Origin of the sequence: Micromonospora sp. NPDC048986, from assembly GCF_040649335.1 — a bacterium.
Taxonomy (GTDB): Bacteria; Actinomycetota; Actinomycetes; order Mycobacteriales; family Micromonosporaceae; genus Micromonospora; species Micromonospora alfalfae.
The window spans coordinates 91,534-107,712 of the sequence record NZ_JBEZFJ010000007.1 but is presented as its reverse complement, the minus strand read 5'-3'; the positions used below and the strand labels follow the sequence as shown (position 1 = coordinate 107,712).

Annotated in this window: 18 protein-coding genes; all 18 read left to right on the top strand. The window is 67.8% G+C overall.

What is annotated here, in order from left to right; all coding sequences use genetic code 11:
- Positions 1–40 precede the first annotated feature (40 nt).
- The 18 genes from AB0B94_RS16190 (at position 41) to rpsQ (ending at position 16,120) form a co-directional block, all read left to right on the top strand.
- Entirely contained in the window at positions 41–3,928 is a 3,888-nt protein-coding gene (locus tag AB0B94_RS16190) for a DNA-directed RNA polymerase subunit beta' (RefSeq protein WP_124858781.1), read from the top strand.
- 94 nt (positions 3,929–4,022) lie between these two features.
- Positions 4,023–4,391, top strand: coding sequence for a hypothetical protein (locus AB0B94_RS16185; RefSeq protein WP_238667531.1), 369 nt, complete (start codon positions 4,023–4,025; stop codon positions 4,389–4,391).
- 679 nt (positions 4,392–5,070) lie between these two features.
- Complete coding sequence (locus AB0B94_RS16180; RefSeq protein ID WP_357279201.1) at positions 5,071–5,451, top strand: hypothetical protein; 381 nt, start codon at positions 5,071–5,073, stop codon at positions 5,449–5,451.
- Positions 5,452–5,959: 508 nt separating this feature from the next.
- The gene (gene rpsL / locus AB0B94_RS16175; protein ID WP_007465318.1) at positions 5,960–6,334 is read left to right on the top strand and encodes a 30S ribosomal protein S12; all 375 of its coding nucleotides are present in this window, start codon (positions 5,960–5,962) and stop codon (positions 6,332–6,334) included.
- A gap of 1 nt (position 6,335) precedes the next feature.
- Positions 6,336–6,806 (top strand): 30S ribosomal protein S7, encoded by a 471-nt coding sequence (rpsG, locus tag AB0B94_RS16170; protein ID WP_007465317.1) that lies wholly within the window; start codon positions 6,336–6,338, stop codon positions 6,804–6,806.
- Positions 6,807–6,880: 74 nt separating this feature from the next.
- A complete protein-coding gene (gene fusA, locus AB0B94_RS16165; RefSeq protein ID WP_308193421.1) occupies positions 6,881–8,977 on the top strand; it encodes an elongation factor G in 2,097 nt (698 codons plus the stop codon).
- A gap of 212 nt (positions 8,978–9,189) precedes the next feature.
- Positions 9,190–10,383 (top strand): elongation factor Tu, encoded by a 1,194-nt coding sequence (gene tuf / locus AB0B94_RS16160; protein WP_030489585.1) that lies wholly within the window; start codon positions 9,190–9,192, stop codon positions 10,381–10,383.
- Between the two features lie 350 nt (positions 10,384–10,733).
- Positions 10,734–11,042 (top strand): 30S ribosomal protein S10, encoded by a 309-nt coding sequence (gene rpsJ, locus AB0B94_RS16155; protein ID WP_007073037.1) that lies wholly within the window; start codon positions 10,734–10,736, stop codon positions 11,040–11,042.
- Positions 11,043–11,053: 11 nt separating this feature from the next.
- Complete coding sequence (gene rplC, locus AB0B94_RS16150) at positions 11,054–11,719, top strand: 50S ribosomal protein L3 (RefSeq protein ID WP_091402403.1); 666 nt, start codon at positions 11,054–11,056, stop codon at positions 11,717–11,719.
- Positions 11,716–12,366: a 50S ribosomal protein L4 gene (gene rplD / locus AB0B94_RS16145; protein ID WP_030489587.1), complete on the top strand. Its 651-nt coding sequence runs from the start codon at positions 11,716–11,718 to the stop codon at positions 12,364–12,366. The genes rplC and rplD overlap by 4 nt, the downstream gene beginning before the upstream one ends.
- Positions 12,363–12,665 carry a 50S ribosomal protein L23 gene (gene rplW, locus AB0B94_RS16140; protein WP_007465304.1) on the top strand — a complete coding sequence of 101 codons (303 nt, stop codon included), beginning with the start codon at positions 12,363–12,365 and terminating at the stop codon, positions 12,663–12,665. Before rplD ends, rplW begins: the two co-directional genes overlap by 4 nt.
- Positions 12,666–12,677: 12 nt before the next feature.
- Positions 12,678–13,517: a 50S ribosomal protein L2 gene (rplB, locus tag AB0B94_RS16135; protein ID WP_053653944.1), complete on the top strand. Its 840-nt coding sequence runs from the start codon at positions 12,678–12,680 to the stop codon at positions 13,515–13,517.
- A gap of 12 nt (positions 13,518–13,529) precedes the next feature.
- Positions 13,530–13,811 (top strand): 30S ribosomal protein S19, encoded by a 282-nt coding sequence (rpsS, locus tag AB0B94_RS16130; protein ID WP_007465299.1) that lies wholly within the window; start codon positions 13,530–13,532, stop codon positions 13,809–13,811.
- A gap of 41 nt (positions 13,812–13,852) precedes the next feature.
- A complete protein-coding gene (gene rplV, locus AB0B94_RS16125) occupies positions 13,853–14,311 on the top strand; it encodes a 50S ribosomal protein L22 (RefSeq protein WP_007465297.1) in 459 nt (152 codons plus the stop codon).
- A complete protein-coding gene (gene rpsC / locus AB0B94_RS16120) occupies positions 14,311–15,180 on the top strand; it encodes a 30S ribosomal protein S3 (protein ID WP_091402401.1) in 870 nt (289 codons plus the stop codon). The genes rplV and rpsC overlap by 1 nt, the downstream gene beginning before the upstream one ends.
- 3 nt (positions 15,181–15,183) lie before the next feature.
- Entirely contained in the window at positions 15,184–15,609 is a 426-nt protein-coding gene (rplP, locus tag AB0B94_RS16115; protein ID WP_053653940.1) for a 50S ribosomal protein L16, read from the top strand.
- Positions 15,609–15,845: a 50S ribosomal protein L29 gene (rpmC, locus tag AB0B94_RS16110; protein WP_007465283.1), complete on the top strand. Its 237-nt coding sequence runs from the start codon at positions 15,609–15,611 to the stop codon at positions 15,843–15,845. The genes rplP and rpmC overlap by 1 nt, the downstream gene beginning before the upstream one ends.
- Positions 15,842–16,120, top strand: coding sequence for a 30S ribosomal protein S17 (gene rpsQ / locus AB0B94_RS16105; RefSeq protein WP_030489590.1), 279 nt, complete (start codon positions 15,842–15,844; stop codon positions 16,118–16,120). The genes rpmC and rpsQ overlap by 4 nt, the downstream gene beginning before the upstream one ends.
- Positions 16,121–16,179 lie beyond the last annotated feature (59 nt).

Here is a 16,179-nt window from a genome sequence, read left to right as displayed (position 1 = left end):
CCCGAGAATTAGCAGTACAGACGACGACATAGGGGACATAGTGCTCGACGTCAACTTCTTCGACGAGCTGCGCATTGGTCTCGCCACCGCCGACGACATCCGTCAGTGGTCGCACGGCGAGGTCAAGAAGCCTGAGACGATCAACTACCGCACCCTGAAGCCGGAAAAGGACGGGCTCTTCTGCGAGAAGATCTTCGGTCCGCAGCGGGACTGGGAGTGCTACTGCGGTAAGTACAAGCGCGTCCGGTTCAAGGGCATCATCTGTGAGCGCTGCGGCGTCGAGGTGACCCGCTCCAAGGTCCGCCGTGAGCGGATGGGGCACATCGAGCTCGCCGCTCCGGTGACCCACATCTGGTACTTCAAGGGCGTTCCGAGCCGGCTGGGTTACCTGCTGGACCTCGCTCCCAAGGACCTCGAGAAGATCATCTACTTCGCCTCGTACGTCGTGACGAGCGTGGACGCGGAGTCGCGTCACCGCGACCTCTCGACGATCGAGAACGAGATCCTGGCCGAGAAGCGGCAGTCCGAGAACAGCCGCGACTCGGAGATCGAGAAGCGGGCCGCCAAGCTCGAGGCCGACCTGGCCGAGCTGGAGGCCGAGGGTGCCAAGGCGGACGTCCGGCGCAAGGTCAAGGAGGGCGGAGAGCGCGAGATGCGCCAGATCCGCGACCGGGCCCAGCGCGAGATCGACCGCCTGGACGAGGTGCTGGACACCTTCCGCAAGCTGGAGCCGAAGCAGCTGGTCACCGACGAGCTGCTCTACCGCGAGCTGCGCGACCGGTTCGGTGAGTACTTCACCGGTTCCATGGGCGCCGAGGCGATCAAGGCGCTGGTCCAGAACATGGACCTCGACGCCGAGGCCGAGAGCCTGCGGGAGACCATCCGGTCCGGCAAGGGCCAGCGGAAGATCCGGGCGCTCAAGCGACTCAAGGTCGTCGCGGCGTTCCTGAACACCCGTAACTCGCCGCTCGGCATGGTGCTGGACTGCGTCCCGGTCATCCCGCCGGACCTGCGCCCGATGGTGCAGCTCGACGGTGGTCGCTTCGCGACCTCCGACCTGAACGACCTGTACCGCCGCGTGATCAACCGGAACAACCGCCTCAAGCGGCTGATCGACCTCGGCGCGCCCGAGATCATCGTCAACAACGAGAAGCGGATGCTCCAGGAGGCCGTCGACGCGCTGTTCGACAACGGTCGTCGCGGCCGGCCGGTCACCGGCCCGGGTAACCGCCCGCTGAAGTCGCTGTCCGACATGCTCAAGGGCAAGCAGGGCCGGTTCCGCCAGAACCTGCTGGGCAAGCGCGTCGACTACTCCGGCCGTTCGGTCATCGTGGTCGGCCCGAAGCTCAAGCTGCACCAGTGCGGTCTGCCCAAGCAGATGGCGCTGGAGCTGTTCAAGCCCTTCGTGATGAAGCGGCTGGTCGACCTCAACCACGCACAGAACATCAAGTCCGCCAAGCGGATGGTCGAGCGTCAGCGCCCGGTCGTGTGGGACGTGCTGGAAGAGGTCATCGGCGAGCACCCGGTGCTGCTCAACCGGGCGCCGACCCTGCACCGCCTGGGCATCCAGGCCTTCGAGCCGCAGCTGGTCGAGGGCAAGGCGATCCAGATCCACCCGCTGGTCTGCACCGCGTTCAACGCCGACTTCGATGGTGACCAGATGGCGGTGCACGTGCCGCTGTCCGCCGAGGCTCAGGCCGAGGCGCGGATCCTGATGCTGTCGTCGAACAACATCCTCAAGCCGGCCGACGGTAAGCCGGTCACCATGCCTACCCAGGACATGGTCATCGGTCTGTACCACCTCACCCACCTCACCGCCGGTGAGAAGGGCGAGGGCCGGGCGTTCAGCTCGGACGCCGAGGCGCGGATGGCCTTCGACAACGGCGAGCTGCACCTCCAGGCGCCGGTGAAGATCCGCCTGCGCGGCGTGGTCGGTGTCGACAACGGCAACGGCTCCGAGGCGTGGAGCGCCCCGGAGGGCTGGGTCGAGGGTGACCCGCTGACCGTGGAGACCACGCTGGGTCGGGTGCTGTTCAACGAGACGCTGCCGCAGGGCTACCGCTTCGTGAACTACGAGATCCGCAAGGGTCAGCTCTCCGCGATCGTCAACGACCTCGCCGAGCGCTTCCCCAAGGTGGCGCTTGCCGCCACCCTGGACGGGCTCAAGGAGGCCGGTTTCCACTGGGCCACCTGGTCCGGCGTGACGATCGGCATGGAGGACGTCATCGCTCCGCCGCGCAAGGCGGAGATCCTGGCGCGGTACGAGAAGGACGCCGACCAGATCGACAAGCAGTACCAGCGTGGTCTGATGACCGCCGAGGAGCGTCGCGGCGAGCTCATCGAAATCTGGACCAAGGCGACCAACGAGGTCGCCAAGGAGATGGACACCGCGCTGCCGCAGGAGAACCCGCTGTGGAAGATGATCAACTCGGGTGCTCGCGGTAACCTGCTCCAGCTCCGGCAGATCGCGGCGATCCGTGGTCTGGTGGCCAACCCGAAGGGCGAGATCATCCCGCGGCCGATCAAGGCCAGCTACCGGGAGGGTCTGTCCGTGCTGGAGTACTTCATCTCCACGCACGGTGCCCGTAAGGGTCTTGCCGACACCGCGCTGCGTACCGCCGACTCGGGTTACCTGACCCGTCGTCTGGTGGACGTCTCGCAGGACGTCATCATCCGCGAAGAGGACTGCGGCACCGACCGGGCGATCCCGATGCAGATCGGCGAGAAGCTGGACGGCAAGCTCGTCGTCCACACCCACGCCGAGACCAGCGTGCACGCCCGGACCCTCGCCGACGACATCAAGGGGCCGGACGGCACCGTGGTGGCCGAGCGCGGTCAGGACATCAACTCCATCGGGGTCGACAAGATCGTCGCCGCTGGTGTGGAGACGGTCCGGGTGCGCAGCGTGCTCACCTGCGAGTCGAAGCTGGGCGTCTGCGCGGCCTGCTACGGCCGGTCGCTGCCGACCGGTAAGTCGGTCGACATCGGCGAGGCGGTCGGCATCATCGCCGCCCAGTCCATCGGTGAGCCCGGTACGCAGCTGACGATGCGTACCTTCCACACCGGTGGTGTCGCGGGTGAGGACATCACCCAGGGTCTGCCGCGTGTTCAGGAAATCTTCGAGGCTCGGGTCCCGAAGGGTAAGGCGCCCATCGCCGACACCCCCGGTCGGATCCGGATCGAGGATGGCGAGCGCTCGCGCAAGATCATCGTGGTGCCGGACGACGGCAGCGAAGAGATCGTGTACGACAAGATCTCGAAGCGGGTCAAGCTCCGTACCCACGACGGCGGTCACGTCGCTGTCGGCGAGAAGCTGACCGAGGGCACCATCGACCCGCACGAGCTGCTGCGGATCATGGGTCCGCGGGCGGTCCAGGTCCACCTGACCAGTGAGGTCCAGGAGGTCTACCGCTCGCAGGGTGTGCTCATCCACGACAAGCACATCGAGATCATCATCCGCCAGATGCTCAAGCGGGTGACGGTCATCGACTCCGGCTCGACCGAGTTCCTGCCGGGTGTGCTCGTCGACCGGGCGCTGTTCGAGTCGGAGAACCGCCGACTCGTCTCGGAGGGCGGCGAGCCCGCCGCTGGTCGTCCGGTGCTGATGGGTATCACCAAGGCCTCGCTGGCCACCGACTCCTGGCTCTCGGCGGCCTCCTTCCAGGAGACCACCCGGGTGCTGACCGACGCTGCGATCAACTCGCGCAGCGACTCGCTGGTCGGCCTCAAGGAGAACGTGATCATCGGAAAGCTCATCCCGGCCGGTACGGGCATCAGCAAGTACCGCAACGTCCGGGTCGAGCCGACCGAGGAGGCCAAGGCCAAGGTCTACTCGATGACCGGTTACCCGGAGACCGACTACGGGTTCGGGCCGGCCAGCGGGCAGGCAGTGCCGCTGGACGACTTCGACTTCGGGTCGTACCGCTAAGCACCAGTCACACGACGAGGCCCCCGGTGAAAGCCGGGGGCCTCGTCGTGTCCGTGCCCACCCACCCCTGCGCCGGGTTCGGCATGATGGGGAGATGACGACAGCACCCGGGCAGGTGTCCGTCGCCCAGCAGGGCATGCGCCACCCGCTGGACCCGGACCCGGCCCGCGCCACGAAGGCACGGGCGGTCTTCGCGCTGGGCCTGCTCGGCATGTTGACCGGGCTGTTCATCGGTGGCGTGGTGCCGGCCACGGTGGCCCTGCAACTGGCCCGCCAGGCGCGCCGGGAGGCGTACGCCTCCGGGGGTTTCCTGACCGGCGGCGTCTGGCTGCGACGGGGGGAGTGGATGGCCTGGACCGGCCTGGTGCTGGTGGCGGTCAGCGTGGTGGCCGCGGTGGTCATCGGGGTGGTCCGGTTGGCCGGCGCCCCGTTCGGCCACGACTACCCGGCGAACATGGACTGAGCCACCGGTGGCCGCGCCCGGCGCGGGCGGCGGTGCTCGCGGCGGTAGCCTGGCCGGTGTCCGCCGAGTGGCGGTGGCGGCCTTTCGACAGGAGGACCTCGTGACGGAACCGGCGCGGCCCCCTGCGGACGAACCGGCCGGCCCGCCGGACCCCCCGGCTCCGCCAGCCGAGCCGAGCGACTGGGCGCGACCCGGTCCGAGCGGCGAGACGCACCAACCGGTCTCCCACCCGGGCCCGCCGCCCCCCGCGGCGCCGCCCCCGGGTTGGGGTCCGAACGGCTGGGGCACCACCGCGGTGCCCGGCTCCGACCAGCCGTACCCGGTCTCCAGCGCACCGACCTCGACGCCGCATGGCTGGGGTCCGTCGTCTTCTGCGCCGACTGCGCCGCCCGGCTGGGGTCCGCCGTCTTCTGCGCCGCCCGGGTGGGGTCCGCCGTCGTCTGCGCCTGGGGTGCCGTACGGCTGGGGTCCGCCGGCGTCTGCGCCTGGGGTGCCGCCCGGCTGGGGTCCGCCGGCGTCTGGGCCTGGGGTGCCGCCCGGCTGGGGTCCGCCGGCGTCTGGGTCGGCTGCGCCGCCCGGCTGGGGTCCGCCGCCGCCGGGGCACGGCCCGGGGTGGGGTGGCACACCGGGGCGTTCGGTACCGCCGCCCACCGACGACCAGCGTCGGCCGCCGAAGCGGGTGGAGGCGGTTTCGGGTACGCCGTTCGGCGTCGTGCACCTGGACGTGGCGCCGGTCACCTCCGGGCTGGCCATCGGGGCGCTGGTGGCGGGGATCGCCTCACTTCTGGTCTCACTGCTGGTGATCTGCTTCGGAGTGGCCTTCAAGAACGACGGCGGGGCCTGGGCCTCCGGGGCGTTCGCCGCGCTGGGTGTGCTGGCCGGCGCGGCGGCGGTCGTCATCGGGCTGCTCGGCCGGCGGCAGATCGGGCGGCCGACAGCACCATCCGCGGTCCAGTTCACCGGCCGCGGGCTGGCGATGGCCGGGATCAGCTGCGGCGCGGCGGGGGCACTGCTCAGCCTGCTGGGCCTGGGTCTTGCCCTGCTTCTCACACTGACGTGAGGGTCGTCACCGAGAGATCCGGCACCTGACGGGGGTTTTCCGCGGAAGGCTTCCGGTCACCCCGGGGGCGATGGGTGCTTCTGCGGGGAAGCCGGTACACTTGCATTCGTAGGTGCCCATCGCGGGCGACGGGGCAGGACGAGATCCGGCCGGCGGGTGTGAGACAGTCGCCGGGCCATTCCGTTTTGACCTGGGCGGTTGTGGTAGGTACTCTTTCCCCTTGTGCCCGGGCATGCCCGGGCAACTCGTGCGTGCGCTGTTTCCGGCTTACGGACGGCGGCACGACAAGCCAAAGATCCGGGGCGGGGCGACCCGCGTGCCGGTGACAAAACCCGGTACGAACGCGAGAGCGTCGCAACGGGGCCGTGACGAGGGCGACACGCCCGACCGCGGGTGCCGGGGTCTCCGCAAGGCGACCCTGGTCGGAATGTAGGAGAGCCGGTCATCAGGTCGGCTAACGAGCAGACGGCGCGGCCGCGGATGCGGCCGAAGGGAGCGGAGAAACCCGGTGCCCACGATCCAGCAGCTGGTCCGAAAGGGCCGCCAGGCGAAGACGACCAAGACCAAGACCCCGGCGCTGAAGGGTTCCCCTCAGCGGCGCGGCGTGTGCACCCGCGTGTACACCACCACCCCGAAGAAGCCGAACTCGGCGCTGCGCAAGGTCGCTCGCGTGAAGCTCAGCAGCCAGATCGAGGTGACCGCCTACATCCCCGGCGTCGGTCACAACCTGCAGGAGCACTCGATCGTGCTCGTTCGCGGCGGTCGGGTGAAGGACCTCCCCGGCGTGCGTTACAAGATCGTTCGCGGCTCGCTGGACACCCAGGGTGTCCGCAACCGCAAGCAGGCGCGCAGCCGGTACGGCGCGAAGAAGGAGAAGAGCTGACATGCCGCGTAAGGGACCCGCTCCGCGGCGGCCACTGGTCGCTGACCCGGTGTACAACTCGCCGCTGGTCACCCAGCTGGTGAACAAGATCCTGCTCCGCGGCAAGCGTCAGCTCGCCGAGTCCATCGTGTACGCGGCCCTCGAGGGCTGCCGCGAGAAGTCCGGCACCGACCCGGTCGTCACCCTCAAGCGGGCGATGGACAACGTCAAGCCGACCCTCGAGGTGCGCAGCCGTCGTGTAGGTGGCGCCACCTACCAGGTTCCGGTCGAGGTCCGCCCGACCCGGGCGACCACCCTGGGCCTGCGTTGGCTGGTCACGTACTCCCGCGCCCGGCGCGAGAAGACAATGGTCGAGCGGCTGATGAACGAGCTGCTGGACGCGAGCAACGGCCTCGGTGCCGCCGTCAAGCGGCGCGAGGACACGCACAAGATGGCCGAGTCGAACAAGGCCTTCGCGCACTACCGCTGGTAACACCCTGGTTCCGGCGCCTCCGGGCGCCGGAACCGCCACCAGTTGAGTCGAGACGACGATAAGTAGGGATTGAAGTGGCCGCCGCAGACGCGCTCGCCAAGGTACGCAACATCGGCATCATGGCGCACATCGATGCCGGTAAGACCACGACCACCGAGCGAATCCTGTTCTACACCGGCATCACGTACAAGATCGGTGAGGTCCACGAGGGCGCTGCCGTCATGGACTGGATGGAGCAGGAGCAGGAGCGTGGTATCACCATCACCTCCGCTGCTACCAAGTGTGAGTGGAAAGACCACACGATCCAGATCATCGACACGCCTGGCCACGTCGACTTCACGGTCGAGGTCGAGCGGTCGTTGCGGGTCCTGGATGGTGCGGTAGCGGTTTACGACGGTGTCGCCGGCGTGGAACCGCAGACGGAGAACGTCTGGCGGCAGGCCGACAAGTACAACGTCCCGCGTATGTGCTTCGTCAACAAGCTCGACCGGACCGGCGCCGACTTCTTCCGCTGCGTGCAGATGATGATCGACCGGCTGAACGCCACCCCGCTGGTGCTCCAGATCCCGATCGGGCTCGAGGGTGACCACATCGGTGTCGTCGACCTGATCGGCATGCGCGCGCTCACCTGGCGCGGGGAGACCCAGAAGGGTGAGGACTACGCGGTTGAGGAGATCCCGGCCGAGCTGGCCGACTCCGCGGCCGAGTGGCGCGAGAAGCTGATGGAGACCCTCGCCGACGTCGACGACGCGGTGATGGAGAAGTACCTGGAGGGCGACGAGATCTCCGTCGAGGAGATCAAGGCCGCCATCCGGCGTGCCACCATCGCCGGCAAGGCCAACCCGGTGCTCTGCGGCTCGGCGTTCAAGAACAAGGGCGTTCAGCCCATGCTCGACGCCGTTGTCGACTTCCTGCCGTCGCCGCTGGACGTTCCGGCGATCGAGGGTACGGCCACCGACGGCGAGACCCCGCTGCTGCGTAAGCCGTCCAACTCGGAGCCCTTCTCCGGCCTGGCCTTCAAGATCCAGACGGACAAGCACCTGGGCAAGCTCACCTACGTGCGGGTCTACTCCGGCACGCTCGATTCCGGTTCCCAGGTGGTCAACTCCACAAAGGACCGCAAGGAGCGGATCGGCAAGATCTACCAGATGCACGCCAACAAGCGGGAAGAGCGTCCGTCGGCGCAGGCCGGCGACATCATCGCCGTGCAGGGTCTCAAGCAGACCACCACCGGCGACACTCTCTCCGACCCGGCGAACCCGGTGATCCTGGAGTCGATGACCTTCCCGGAGCCGGTCATCTCGGTGGCGATCGAGCCGAAGACCAAGTCCGACCAGGAGAAGCTGGGCACTGCCATCCAGCGCCTGGCCGAGGAGGACCCGACCTTCCGCGTCCAGCTGGACGAGGAGACCGGTCAGACGGTCATCTCCGGCATGGGCGAGCTGCACCTGGACATCCTGGTCGACCGTATGCGCCGCGAGTTCAACGTCGAGGCGAACGTCGGCAAGCCGCAGGTGGCGTACCGCGAGACCATCCGCCGCAAGGTGGACAAGGTCGAGTACACCCACAAGAAGCAGACCGGTGGTTCCGGCCAGTACGCCCGCGTGATCGTGAGCGTCGAGCCGCTTCCGCTGGACAACGACTCGCCGACCTACGAGTTCGCCAACGCCGTCAGCGGCGGCCGCATCCCCCGGGAGTTCATCCCCTCGGTGGACGCCGGTGCGCAGGACGCGCTGCAGTACGGCATCCTGGCGGGCTTCCCGCTGGTCGGCGTGAAGCTGACCCTGCTGGACGGCCAGTACCACGAGGTCGACTCGTCGGAAATGGCATTCAAGATCGCCGGCTCGATGGTGATGAAGGACGCGGCCCGCAAGGCCGATCCGGCACTGCTCGAGCCGATGATGGCCGTTGAAGTCACCACTCCTGAGGAGAACATGGGTGACGTCATCGGTGACCTCAACTCCCGCCGCGGCATCATCCAGGCGATGGAGGAGCGCAGCGGCGCCCGCATCGTCCGGGCCCTGGTGCCGTTGTCGGAGATGTTCGGCTACGTCGGCGACCTGCGGTCGAAGACCCAGGGCCGGGCTAGCTACAGCATGCAGTTCGACTCCTACGCCGAGGTTCCGCAGAGCGTCGCGAAGGAGATCATCGCCAAGGCAACGGGCGAGTAACGCTCTGAGCAGGTGATTCGTGGTTGGTCGCGGGAGGGTTCACCCGCCCGCGGCCACCACGATCGGATCGCGTGAGACCGGGCCTGTAGGCTTCATCGCCGCAGAACCCACAAAGGCTCTCCGGCCGTCAGGCCGGAAAGGCTGTCGACAGAGTCCTAAGCGCCGACCGGCGCGCCGGGCGTACGAACCAAGAAGTCCACAGGAGGACACCAGTGGCGAAGGCTAAGTTCGAGCGGACTAAGCCGCACGTCAACATCGGCACCATTGGTCACATCGACCACGGTAAGACGACGCTGACGGCGGCCATCACCAAGGTCCTGCACGACCAGTACCCGGACCTGAACCCCTACACGCCGTTCGACGAGATCGACAAGGCGCCGGAGGAGAAGGCCCGCGGCATCACGATCTCGATCGCGCACGTCGAGTACCAGACCGAGTCGCGGCACTACGCGCACGTCGACTGCCCTGGGCACGCCGACTACATCAAGAACATGATCACCGGTGCCGCGCAGATGGACGGCGCGATCCTGGTGGTCGCGGCGACCGACGGCCCGATGCCGCAGACCCGCGAGCACGTGCTGCTGGCCCGTCAGGTCGGTGTGCCGTACATCGTCGTGGCGCTCAACAAGAGCGACATGGTCGATGACGAGGAGCTCCTGGAGCTCGTCGAGCTCGAGGTCCGTGAGCTGCTCTCCTCGCAGGAGTACCCGGGTGACGACCTGCCGGTCGTTCGGGTTTCGGCGCTGAAGGCCCTCGAGGGTGACCCCGAGTGGACCGGCAAGCTGCTGGACCTGATGACCGCTGTCGACACCTCGATCCCGCAGCCGGAGCGCGAGGTTGACAAGCCGTTCCTGATGCCGGTCGAGGACGTCTTCACGATCACTGGTCGTGGCACCGTCGTCACCGGTCGCGTGGAGCGCGGCGTTCTCCTGCCGAACGAGGATGTTGAGCTCGTCGGTATCAAGGAGAAGAGCTTCAAGACCAAGGTCACCGCGATCGAGATGTTCCGGAAGACCCTGGACGACGCCCGCGCAGGTGAGAACGTCGGCCTGCTGCTGCGTGGTACCAAGCGCGACGAGGTCGAGCGCGGCATGGTCGTCGTGAAGCCGGGCTCGAACACCCCGCACACGGAGTTCGAGGCGACGGTCTACATCCTCTCCAAGGAGGAGGGTGGCCGTCACACCCCGTTCTTCCAGAACTACCGTCCGCAGTTCTACTTCCGGACCACTGACGTCACCGGTGTCGTCACCCTCCCCGAGGGCACCGAGATGGTCATGCCGGGTGACAACACGTCCATGTCGGTGAAGCTGATCCAGCCCATCGCCATGGAGGAGAACCTCAAGTTCGCGATCCGCGAGGGTGGCCGCACCGTCGGCGCCGGGTTCGTCACCAAGATTAACAAGTGAACTAGGTAACCCCGATTAGACCCGCCGCCGGTCGTGCGGCATACTAGTCAGGTTGCGTAACGACAGTTCGTCGCCTGTGTTCGGCTTTCGCTGAACCTCCGGGTGGCGAGGCAGTCGAGCGTAGGGTGGTTGGCGACCCAGTCGCCAACCACCCTCGCACGGCGTTCAGGTCGCGGTAATGCGATCGGCGCCTTGACCCCCCGTGCGGTCAGCACCACTCCGGTACCTAGGGGCGGAGCTCGGCCCGAGGGCGCGACACGCCCGACCGCGGGGGTCGGCGAAGTGGGCCTGTGCCAGCCGGTACAGGCGCCCGCAACACAGCGGCATCGAGAGAAGGAACAGAAGCCACCATGGCGGGACAGAAGATCCGCATCCGGCTCAAGGCCTATGACCACGAGGTCGTCGACTCCTCGGCTCGGAAGATCGTCGAGACGGTGACGCGCACCGGGGCGCAGGTCGCGGGCCCGGTGCCGCTGCCCACGGAGATCAACCGTTTCTGCGTTATCCGCTCGCCGCACAAGTACAAGGACTCGCGCGAGCACTTCGAGATGCGCACACACAAGCGGCTGATCGACATCATCGACCCGACCCCGAAGACGGTCGACTCGCTCATGCGCCTCGACCTGCCGGCTGGCGTCGACATCGAGATCAAGCTGTAGGGACCGGACAAATGGACAGGCAAGTCAAGGGGATCCTGGGCGCCAAGCTCGGCATGACCCAGGTCTGGGAGAACAACCGCGTTGTTCCCGTGACCGTGGTCGAGGCCGGCCCGTGCGTCATCAGCCAGGTTCGTAGCGCCGAGAAGGACGGTTACTCCGCGGTCCAGCTCGCGTACGGCACCATCGACCCGCGCAAGGTCAAGAAGCCGATCAGCGGGCACTACGCCAAGGCGGACGTGGCGCCGCGCCGGCACATCGTCGAGCTGCGCACCACTGACGCTGGGGAATACTCGCTCGGCCAGGAAGTCACTGTCGAGGAGTTCCCGGCCGGCGTCACCATCGACGTCACCGGCAAGACTAAGGGCAAGGGCTACGCCGGCCCGATGAAGCGGCACGGCTTCCACGGTCTGGGCGCCGGGCACGGCGTCGAGCGCAAGCACCGCTCGCCCGGCTCCATCGGCGCCTGCGCCACTCCGGGTCGTGTCTTCAAGGGCACCCGGATGGCCGGCCGGATGGGTGGCGTGCGGTACACCGTGCAGAACCTCACCGTCCAGGCGGTCGACACCGAGAACAACCTGCTGCTCGTCCGGGGTGCCATTCCTGGTCCGAAGGGCGCGCTCGTTCTGGTCCGTACCGCGGCCAAGAGCAAGGTGAAGAAGGGCGGTGCGGCCAAGTGACCACCGTTGACGTGCGCACCGTCGAAGGCACCACCAGCGGCTCCGTGGAGCTGCCGGAGGACATCTTCGACGTGCAGGCCAACGTCGCGCTGATGCACCAGGTCGTGGTGGCCCAGCTCGCGGCGGCCCGACAGGGCACGCACAAGGCCAAGACCCGCGGCGAGGTCGCCGGTGGCGGCAAGAAGCCGTACAAGCAGAAGGGCACCGGTCGCGCCCGGCAGGGCTCGATCCGCGCGCCGCAGTTCGCCGGCGGTGGCGTCGTGCACGGTCCCGTGCCGCGCGACTACAGCCAGCGGACCCCGAAGAAGATGAAGGCCGCCGCTCTGCGGGGTGCCCTCTCCGACCGGGCCCGCGCCGGGCAGGTGCACGTCGTCGAGGCGTTCGTCTCGGGCGAGAAGCCGTCGACCAAGGCGGCCCTGGCCACGCTGACCAAGCTCACCGAGGCCCGTCGGGTCCTGGTCGTGCTGAGCAGCACCGACGAGCTGAACTGGGTGTCGCTGCGCAATGAGCCGCGGGTGCACCTGATCGAGTCCGGCCAGCTGAACACGTACGACGTGCTCGTGGCCGACGACGTGGTCTTCACCAAGGACGCCCTGGACGAGTTCCTGGGCGTGCCCGCCGAGACCACCGAGGAGGGTGGCAAGTGAGCACGATCGCCGACCCGCGCGACATCATCGTGGCGCCGGTCGTCTCGGAGAAGAGCTACAGCGAGCTGAACCGGAACTGGTACACCTTCCTGGTGCACCCGGACGCGAACAAGACCGAGATCAAGATCGCTATCCAGCAGATCTTCAACGTCCGCGTCCTGACGGTCAACACGCTCAACCGCCAGGGTAAGCGCAAGCGCACCAAGACCGGTTTCGGTCAGCGCAAGGCGACCAAGCGGGCGATCGTGAAGCTGGCTGACGGTGACCGCATCGAGGCCTTCGGCGGCCCGGTCAGCTGAGGGGTGTAGACAATGGCTATCCGTAAGTACAAGCCGACGACGCCGGGCCGACGTGGCTCCAGTGTCGCTGACTTCGCCGAGATCACCCGGTCCACGCCGGAAAAGTCGCTGCTGGCTCCGTTGCCGAAGAAGGGCGGGCGTAACGCCCACGGCCGGATCACCACGCGGCACCACGGTGGCGGTCACAAGCGTCAGTACCGTCTGATCGACTTCAAGCGGGTCGACAAGGACGGCGTGCCGGCGAAGGTCGCTCACATCGAGTACGACCCGAACCGCACGGCGCGCATCGCGCTGCTGCACTACGCCGACGGCGAGAAGCGGTACATCCTCGCGCCGAAGGACATGAAGCAGGGCGACCGCGTCGAGTCCGGCCCGGGCGCCGACATCAAGCCGGGTAACAACCTGCCGCTGCGCAACATCCCGGTCGGTACCACGATCCACAACGTGGAGCTGCGTCCGGGTGGCGGGGCCAAGCTGGCCCGTTCCGCCGGCGTCGGCATCCAGCTGCTCGGCCGCGAGGGCGCGTACGCGACCCTGCGAATGCCGTCCGGCGAGATCCGGCGGGTGGACGTGCGCTGCCGCGCCAGCGTCGGCGAGATCGGCAACGCCGACCAGTCGAACATCAACTGGGGTAAGGCCGGCCGGATGCGGTGGAAGGGCAAGCGCCCGACCGTCCGTGGTGTCGCCATGAACCCGGTCGACCACCCGCACGGTGGTGGTGAGGGTAAGACCTCCGGTGGTCGCCACCCGGTCAACCCGCAGGGTAAGCCCGAGGGCCGCACCCGCCGTAAGGGCCAGCCGAGTGACCGGCTGATCGTCCGCCGCCGCTACGCCACGCGTAAGCGCGGCTGAGGGAGATAAGACATGCCTCGCAGCCTGAAGAAGGGCCCGTTCGTAGACGACCACCTGCTCAAGAAGGTGGAAGTTCAGAACGACAAGGGTTCCAAGAACGTGATCAAGACCTGGTCGCGGCGCTCGACGATCATCCCCGAGATGCTGGGGCACACGATCGCCGTGCATGACGGACGCAAGCACGTCCCGGTGTTCGTGACCGAGGCGATGGTCGGGCACAAGCTCGGCGAGTTCGCGCTGACCCGCACGTTCAAGGGTCACGAGAAGGACGACCGGAAGAGCCGTCGGCGCTGACGCCGCGGGCATACGGATAGAGGGAACAAGGGGTTACAGCGATGCCAGGAAAGGGCGACGCTCCGGTGCTTCCGGGCGCGCGGGCGGTTGCGCGGCACGTGCGCATCTCGCCGATGAAGGCGCGCCGGGTGGTCAACCTCGTCCGCGGCCTGCCCGCGAAGGAGGCGCTCACGGTGCTGCAGTTCGCGCCGCAGGCTGCGAGCGAGCAGGTGTACAAGGTGCTCGCTAGCGCGATCGCCAACGCGGAGAACAACGAGCGGCTGGACCCCGACGCGCTGCTCGTCAGCGAGGCCTTCGTGGACGAGGGCCCGACGATGAAGCGGTTCCAGCCGCGGGCGCAGGGTCGGGCGTACCGAATCCGCAAGCGCACCTGCCACATCACTGTGGCGGTCGAAGCGGTCGCGCCGGCAGCGCCGAGGAAGGCCGCGGCGAAGAAGGCCGCCCCGGCCACGGAGGCCGCACCGGCCGAAGCGCAGAGCAAGACGGAGGACGCCGAGTAATGGGTCAGAAGGTTCACCCCACTGGGTTCCGGCTCGGCATCTCGACCGACTGGAAGTCCCGCTGGTTCGCGGACAAGCTCTACAAGGACTACATCGGCGAGGATGTCAAGATCCGCCGCATGATGTCCAAGGGCCTCGAGCGTGCCGGGATTTCCAAGGTCGACATCGAGCGCACCCGCGACCGGGTCCGGGTCGACATCCACACCGCCCGGCCGGGCATCGTCATCGGCCGTAAGGGTGCGGAGGCCGACCGGATCCGCGGCGAGCTTGAGAAGCTCACCGGCAAGCAGGTTCAGCTGAACATCATCGAGGTGAAGAACCCCGAGTCGGACGCTCAGCTGGTCGCGCAGGGCGTGGCCGAGCAGCTGTCCAGCCGGGTCAGCTTCCGTCGGGCGATGCGCAAGGCCATGCAGTCGGCGATGAAGAACCCGGTCTGCAAGGGCATCCGGGTTCAGGTCTCGGGTCGCCTCGGCGGCGCCGAGATGAGCCGGACCGAGTTCTACCGTGAGGGCCGGGTTCCGCTGCACACGCTGCGGGCCAACATCGAGTACGGCTTCTTCGAGGCCCGTACCACGTTCGGTCGGATCGGTGTGAAGGTCTGGATCTACAAGGGCGACGCCGTCCCGGGCCGGGAAGCTCCGGCCGAGGCCGGTCCGTCCCGCCCGCGTCGTGGTGAGCGCGGCGACCGTCCCGAGCGTCCGCGCCGTGGCCGGTCGGGTTCGTCCGGCACCACGGCTGGTGGCACCGAGGCCGGTCGGGCTGCTGCGACCACCATCGCGCAGCAGGCCGAGACGCCGAGCGGCGAGCCGGTGGACAGCGCAGCTGTCGCCGCCACTGCTGCTCCGGCAGAAACGCAGCAGGAGGGCTGACAGATGCTGATGCCGCGCAAGCCCCCGAAGGGCTTCCGCAAGCCGCACCACCCGGACCGCAGTGGCGCGTCCAAGGGTGGTAACCGGGTGGTGTTCGGCGAGTTCGGGATCCAGGCTCTCGAGCCGGCGTACGTGACGAACCGGCAGATCGAGTCGGCACGTATCGCGATGACTCGCCACATCAAGCGTGGTGGCAAGGTCTGGATCACGATCTTCCCGGACCAGGCCCTCACCAAGAAGCCTGCCGAGACCCGGATGGGTTCCGGTAAGGGTTCGCCCGAGTGGTGGGTTGCCAACGTCAAGCCGGGGCGGGTTCTCTTCGAGATGTCCTTCCCCAACGAGCAGACCGCGCGAGAGGCCATGCGTCGCGCGATCCACAAGCTCCCGATGAAGTGCCGCATTGTTACGCGCGAAGTGGGTGAATCCTGATGGCAGCGGGCGTTAAGGCGACCGAGCTGCGTGAGCTCTCCGAAGAGGAGCTGGTCACGAAGCTGCGGGAGGCCAAGGCGGAGCTGTTCAACCTCCGCGTGCAGGCCGCAACCGGGCAGCTGGACAACAACCGGCGGTTGCAGGTCATCCGTCGGGAGATCGCCCGGATCTACACGATCATGCGTGAGCGCGAGCTGGGGCTCTCGGCCGCGCCGACTGAGGTGACTGCATCATGACCGAAGAGACCGCCACCGCCGCCGCGCGGTCGCGCCGCAAGGTCCGCGAGGGCCTGGTGATCAGCGACAAGATGGACAAGACCGTCGTGGTCGAGGTCGAGGACCGGGTTCGGCACGCGCTGTACGGCAAGATCATGCGCCGCACGGCCAAGCTGAAGGTGCACGACGAGCAGAACGCCGCTGGCACCGGTGACCGGGTTCTCATCATGGAGACCCGGCCGCTGAGCGCCACCAAGCGTTGGCGGATCGTGGAGATCCTGGAAAAGGCCAAGTAGCGAAGGCTCGAGCTCGCCCGGCGTTGCGTCGGGCGTAGGTTCCGCCAGGCTCCGGCCGC

What these genes read in the sequence shown, in the direction of transcription:
- rpsS (WP_007465299.1), top strand. Translation starts at nt 13,530, where the DNA reads ATGCCTCGCAGCCTGAAGAAGGGCCCGTTCGTAGACGACCACCTGCTC.
- rplV (WP_007465297.1), top strand. Translation starts at nt 13,853, where the DNA reads ATGCCAGGAAAGGGCGACGCTCCGGTGCTTCCGGGCGCGCGGGCGGTT.
- rpsG (WP_007465317.1), top strand. Translation starts at nt 6,336, where the DNA reads ATGCCGCGTAAGGGACCCGCTCCGCGGCGGCCACTGGTCGCTGACCCG.
- rpmC (WP_007465283.1), top strand. Translation starts at nt 15,609, where the DNA reads ATGGCAGCGGGCGTTAAGGCGACCGAGCTGCGTGAGCTCTCCGAAGAG.
- rplP (WP_053653940.1), top strand. Translation starts at nt 15,184, where the DNA reads ATGCTGATGCCGCGCAAGCCCCCGAAGGGCTTCCGCAAGCCGCACCAC.
- rpsJ (WP_007073037.1), top strand. Translation starts at nt 10,734, where the DNA reads ATGGCGGGACAGAAGATCCGCATCCGGCTCAAGGCCTATGACCACGAG.
- rplB (WP_053653944.1), top strand. Translation starts at nt 12,678, where the DNA reads ATGGCTATCCGTAAGTACAAGCCGACGACGCCGGGCCGACGTGGCTCC.
- rpsQ (WP_030489590.1), top strand. Translation starts at nt 15,842, where the DNA reads ATGACCGAAGAGACCGCCACCGCCGCCGCGCGGTCGCGCCGCAAGGTC.
- rplC (WP_091402403.1), top strand. Translation starts at nt 11,054, where the DNA reads ATGGACAGGCAAGTCAAGGGGATCCTGGGCGCCAAGCTCGGCATGACC.
- AB0B94_RS16185 (WP_238667531.1), top strand. Translation starts at nt 4,023, where the DNA reads ATGACGACAGCACCCGGGCAGGTGTCCGTCGCCCAGCAGGGCATGCGC.
- rpsC (WP_091402401.1), top strand. Translation starts at nt 14,311, where the DNA reads ATGGGTCAGAAGGTTCACCCCACTGGGTTCCGGCTCGGCATCTCGACC.